This is a genomic window from Thermoanaerobacterales bacterium (assembly GCA_030019475.1).
Lineage (GTDB): Bacteria > Bacillota > Desulfotomaculia > Desulfotomaculales > JASEER01 > JASEER01.
Genome location: JASEER010000073.1, coordinates 1 through 5,122, shown reverse-complemented (window position 1 = coordinate 5,122; position 5,122 = coordinate 1). Strand labels below are relative to the sequence as shown.

5 protein-coding genes are annotated in these 5,122 nt (G+C 61.2%); 1 reads left to right on the top strand and 4 read right to left on the bottom strand.

What is annotated here, in order from left to right:
- Window positions 1-546: 546 nt before the first annotated feature.
- Together QMC81_11715 and QMC81_11710 are read right to left on the bottom strand one after the other, a co-directional pair.
- Window positions 547-771: an addiction module protein gene (locus QMC81_11715; protein ID MDI6908137.1), complete on the bottom strand. Its 225-nt coding sequence runs from the start codon at window positions 769-771 to the stop codon at window positions 547-549.
- A 339-nt stretch (window positions 772-1,110) separates the two neighbouring features.
- A complete protein-coding gene (locus QMC81_11710) occupies window positions 1,111-1,242 on the bottom strand; it encodes a hypothetical protein (GenBank protein ID MDI6908136.1) in 132 nt (43 codons plus the stop codon).
- A 113-nt stretch (window positions 1,243-1,355) separates the two neighbouring features.
- Between QMC81_11710 and QMC81_11705 the strand changes: the two genes are divergently transcribed.
- Window positions 1,356-1,745 carry a cupin domain-containing protein gene (locus QMC81_11705; GenBank protein MDI6908135.1) on the top strand — a complete coding sequence of 130 codons (390 nt, stop codon included), beginning with the start codon at window positions 1,356-1,358 and terminating at the stop codon, window positions 1,743-1,745.
- Between the two features lie 82 nt (window positions 1,746-1,827).
- Here QMC81_11705 and QMC81_11700 read toward each other — a convergent pair whose 3' ends face one another.
- The gene (locus tag QMC81_11700; protein MDI6908134.1) at window positions 1,828-3,063 is read right to left on the bottom strand and encodes a (Fe-S)-binding protein; all 1,236 of its coding nucleotides are present in this window, start codon (window positions 3,061-3,063) and stop codon (window positions 1,828-1,830) included.
- Window positions 3,064-3,137: 74 nt separating this feature from the next.
- A partial coding sequence (locus QMC81_11695; GenBank protein MDI6908133.1) for an FAD-dependent oxidoreductase occupies window positions 3,138-5,122 on the bottom strand: 1,985 nt, incomplete at its 5' end.

Here is a 5,122-nt window from a genome sequence, read left to right as displayed (position 1 = left end):
CCGTGCGGGTCTTGCGAGACCCTCGCGGTTCCTTTCGAGGCCCTGTCAGCTTATTCCTTCGGCTCCCCGCGAAGAACTATCATGAACTGGCGCCTTTCGAACTCCACCTCAGTCCTGAGAGCGTTGAGGAAGCGGCAAAAAGCGCCACCGTTAACAGGCGGACACCGCTCCGGACACTGACGCGTAGAAAGGAGGATCAATGATGGGCATTGAAATGGCCCGCCCGTTCTCCCAGGCGGGGTGAGCGTTGGACAGAACAGAGAAAAAGGACGGAGCCCCGGGAGCGGGGATGGTTGCCCCCGGGGCCGCATCATCAACTTTCATCCGCCGGAAGGGGACGGCTGATCGTGATCTGCCGGGCGCTCCCCTGCAAAGGAGCGGCCCGGCCTTGCCGCCGCATCAACGGGTGATGGTAATCTGCTTGGTAACAGCGTCGTAGTCCACCACGGCGCCACAGACTCCCGAGTCCTGGACTTCCGAGGTCATAGAAATCTGCGACCTCGTTGATTTCAACTTCCGCAGTTTCATGGATAGAAAACAGTCGGCTCATTTTCGGCGAGCACGCGCGCGGGCGAGCACCTCATCCGCCGGATACGCGCGCGCTGTCCCGCTATCCAATTCCTCATCTCGACGGATGGCCTCATCTATCCACAACTTTTCAATTTCAGCCTCGTTCATCGTATCCAAGCTGGCCAGCAACTCCCGAGCCAAATAAACGCGTGCCTCCGGACTCAACCGAAGAGCTTCCGCTTTAAGTCTCTCAATGTTCATGCTCGTACATCCAAACCCCCATCTTTTGCTCTATTCTACTACAAGTCTCCCACCATCCAAAGCACCTCAACAATTATTAAGTATGGTGTCCCCGAAATCCGCCCCATGTCGATGCCGTTCTTCCACTGGTAGACCAGAGGTTCTGTGCCTGTCGCCTCTACCGTGAAGGTGGCCGTATCTCCTGCCGTTACCGTCTGATCCGACGGCTGGGCGGTGATGGCCGGCGCCACCGGTGCGGGGTTTACCGTGAGAGTGAAGTCCAGCCGGGCGACCAGCGCCGTGGCCAGCCCTGATTATTCCCTTATAACCCATGACGCGCAGGCCTTACAACCCCCGCCATCACCCGGCCGAATCCGCCGCCGTGGGGTGCAGTTCGAGGACCAGGTATTTGGCGGCTACGAAGGCCCCGCCCCAAATGGCGGGCGCGGCGATAAGCAGCAGGTAGGCCAGGGTCGCACGGCGTCCGGTCAACAAGCATTTCCTTTCTTTGTTCATTCACCTGCTTATATTGACAGCCTGGTTAAACACCAGCATAATGTTCTAGAATTACTTCTTTAGGGGCAGGAAGAAAGGAGAGGGGGAAAATGGGTACAGATTTTAAGTGTCTCGTGACTCTTAAGGATGGTAGAAATGAGCCAATTAAGGATTTAGACAATGCGACAAGGGTTGTCCTGATAGACCGGGATACCGTAGGTGCAGAAGACATAACTTTTGCACACTGCCGGTTTGAGGCCAAAACATCTGTACATAAGAAGCATATTCATGAGAACGCCGAAGAAGTGATATACATCCTTTCCGGCAGAGGAATGAGTGGGGTTGGGGACACTGAGATGGAGATGGGCAAAGGAGACACCATGTTCATTCCACGCGGAGCGGTCCATTGGTTTTACAATCCATTCGATGAACCAGTAGAGATGATTTTCATATATACACGACCATCCCTTAAATCGGCCGGCTACAGGGTTGTGGAATAATCCACCAAGTTCCATCAAGAAAGCAGGGAACCGTGGAGGTCCTTACCGGACCCCCACGGTTCCTCTTCGAAGTCCCGGCAGCTTATTCTTTCGGCTTGTACTCCCAGACCATCGCCTTTTCAACCAGCTGGTAGATGTGCTTGACCTTCAGGCCCAGGTCGTATTCCTTGCTGATGTCGTTCAACTGGTCGAAGCAGTTGTGGCAGGGAGCGCAGCAGATCTCGGCGCCGGTGGCCCGGATCTGGTCGGCCTTCAGCTTGCCCTTGGCCATGCGGTAGGGCTTGATGTCGTTGCCCATCGCCAGGGCGCCGCCGCCGCCGCCGCAGCAGATGTTGTACTCGCGGTTGGGCCACATCTCGATGAAGTTCTCGCAGACCAGGTTCAGGACGTAACGCGGCTGGTCGACCACGCCGCCCTTGCGCACCGTGTTGCACGGGTCGTGCAGGGTGACGACCTCGGGGTTCTTCGACTTATCGACCTGGATCTTGCCCTCGCGGAGGAGTTCGGCCAGGTACTCGACCATATGCAGGATGGGCTTGTCGAACGGGATCCAGTTCTTGGCCCCGAACTTAAAGGCCCAGTACCCGTGGCCGCACTCGGTGCAGACGATGCGCCGGCAGCCCAGTTCGTTGAAGGCGTCCACCGTGATCTGGAAGATCTTCGCGGCCTCGTCGTCCCGTCCGTTGAAGAGGCCGAAGTTGGTGACGTCGAAGGCCTTGGACGAGAGCGTCCAGCTGGCGCCGGCCGCCGTGAAGATCTTGGTCCAGGTCTTGATGTCCTCGGGGTAGTACTTGATTTCGCGCGGGTGCGGGATGAAGAGGATCTCCGCGCCCTGCACGTCCATCGGGATCTTGAAGTTCGGGTCGCCGAGTTCCTCCTGGAGTTCCTCCTGCATCCAGTCGATGGTGTCCAGGTAGTCCTCGACCGACACGCCCATCTGGTTCCCGGTCTCCAGGTGGGTGTTGCAGACCTGCTGCAACGTCCCGGGGGCCTCCAGGCCGAAGTTGCCGCGGATGGTGCGGACGACCAGGGCCATGTTGATGCCCATCGGACACTCCATGGTGCAGCGGGCGCAGTTCGTGCAGACCCACACGAACGGGTCCTTCAGGACCTCGTCCTTCAGGCCGAGCAGGATCTTGCGCAGGAACTTGCGCGGGTCGGAGTTATCGTGCACTTCGTTGAAGACACAACCCGCCACGCAGGTGCCGCAGGTCAGGCAGTAGTTGAAGTCCATCTTAACCCCTTGCGGCGTGAACTTCGCTGCCACCTCGTCCCTGAACTTGGGGTTGGCCACGTTATTCAGAGCTAGGGCTTCCATGTTATCCCTCCACCAACCTTAATTTCGGAACCACCCCGGGCCGCCCGACGCGGCCCGGGCGGGACAAGATCGCCTTACGCCAGGAACGCCTCGACCTCGGCCAGGATCTGCTCGTCCTTGAAGCCCTTGGCCGAAATGGCCTTGGACGGGCAGGCCGCCGCGCAGGTGCCGCAGCCCTTGCAGAGGACATCGTTGATGTTGGCGACACCCTTGTCCTCGAGGAAGGAGATGGCGCCGTACGGGCACACGGTCATGCAGATCCGGCAGCCCGCGCACTTCTCCTCGTCGACGACGGAGACCGCGCCGCCGCCGGTCAGGGCGTCCTTCGTGAGGACGGTCGCGGCGCGGGAGGCCGCCGCCCGGCCCTGGGCGATGCTCTCCTCAATGAACTTCGGACCGTGGGCGAGACCGCAGAGGAAGACGCCGTCGGTGGCGAAGTCCACCGGGCGGAGCTTCATGTGCGCCTCAAGGAAGAAGCCCTCGTCGTTCAGGGAGACCTTGTAGAACTGGCCGATCTTCTTATTGTCATCCGGCGCCACCGTAGCCACGCCGAGCGCCAGGAGGTCGGCGGCGATGGTCACGTTCTCCTGCAGGATCGGGTCAAAGACCGTGACTGTCAGGGCCCCGCCGTCCGTGGCGACCAGCGGCTTGCGGTCGACGTCGTAGCGGATGAACATAACGCCCTTGCCCCGGGCTTCACGGTAGAAGTCTTCCTTGAAGCCGTAGGTCCGCATGTCGCGGTAGAGGACATAAACGTTGGCGTCCGGGTTAAGCTCCTTGACCTTCAGGGCGTTCTTGACGGCCTCGCTGCAGCAGATGCGGCTGCAGTACATCCGGCCCTCTTCCCGGGAGCCGACGCAGTTGATCATGACGATGTTCTTGGCGTTCTTGACCTTATCGGAGGCCTTGGCCAACTCGGCTTCGAGTTCCAGCCCGGTCAGGACGCGGCCGTCCTTGCCGCACAGGTACTCGTCCGTCTTGTACTCCCGGCCGCCGATCGCAATCACGACCGCGCCGTGGGACAGGGTCTCTTCCTTGCCGCCGACCTTGATCGTGGTCTGGAAGTTGCCGACGTAACCGCTGGCGTCCACGATCTCAGCGCCGGTGTAGACCTTGATCCGCGGGTTGTTGGTGATGCCGGTGATCAGGCCGTTGACGTAGGCCTGCACGTCCAGGCCCTCCAGGGTGTAGTGGATCTTACGGGCCATGCCGCCGAGTTCGGCTTCCTTCTCGACCAGGTACACCTGGAAGCCCTGGGAAGCCAGGTCCGCGGCCGCATTCATGCCGGCGATGCCGCCGCCGACGACCAATGCCGCCCGGTTGATGTCCAGGCTGACGGTTGAGAGCGGCTCCAGGAGGCGGGCCTTGGCCACGGCGCGCCGTACCAGCGCCTTGGCCTTCTCGGTGGCCGCTTCCTTATCCGTCATGTGGACCCAGGAGCAGTGCTCGCGGATGTTCGCCATCTCAAAGAGGTAGGGGTTCAGGCCGGCCTCCGCGCAGGTGCTCCGGAACAAGGGCTCGTGCGTCCGCGGGGTGCAGGAGGCGACGACCACGCGGTTCAGCTTGTGTTCCTTGATGGCGTCCTTGATCGCCTGCTGGGTGTCGGACGAACAGGTGTACAGGTTATTGGTGCAATAGACCACGTTCGGCAGGGTGGCAATGTAGTCGCGCACCGCCGGCACGTCGACGTAGCCGCCGATGTTGATGCCGCAATGGCAGACGAAGACGCCGATCCGCGGCTCCTGTCCGGAAACGTCGACCTCGGGCGGCAGGGGCTCGGCCTTCGTGAGGGAACCGCGGGCCTCCGACAGGAGAGAGCCGGCGCAGGACGCCGCCGCGCTGGCCTGCATGACGGTCATCGGGATGTCCATCGGGCTCTGGAAGGCGCCGCAGACGAAGACGCCCGGCCGCGAGGTCTCCACCGGGGCGGCGCTGGACGTCTGGGCGAAGCCGTAGCCGTTCAGGCTGATGCCGAGCTTCTCGGCCAGGGCCGCCGCCTTCTTGGAAGGCCGCAGGCCGACCGACAGGACGACCATGTCGAACTGCTCGCGGGTCGTCG

What these genes read in the sequence shown, in the direction of transcription:
- QMC81_11715 (MDI6908137.1), bottom strand. Translation starts at nt 771, where the DNA reads ATGAACATTGAGAGACTTAAAGCGGAAGCTCTTCGGTTGAGTCCGGAG.
- QMC81_11705 (MDI6908135.1), top strand. Translation starts at nt 1,356, where the DNA reads ATGGGTACAGATTTTAAGTGTCTCGTGACTCTTAAGGATGGTAGAAAT.
- QMC81_11700 (MDI6908134.1), bottom strand. Translation starts at nt 3,063, where the DNA reads ATGGAAGCCCTAGCTCTGAATAACGTGGCCAACCCCAAGTTCAGGGAC.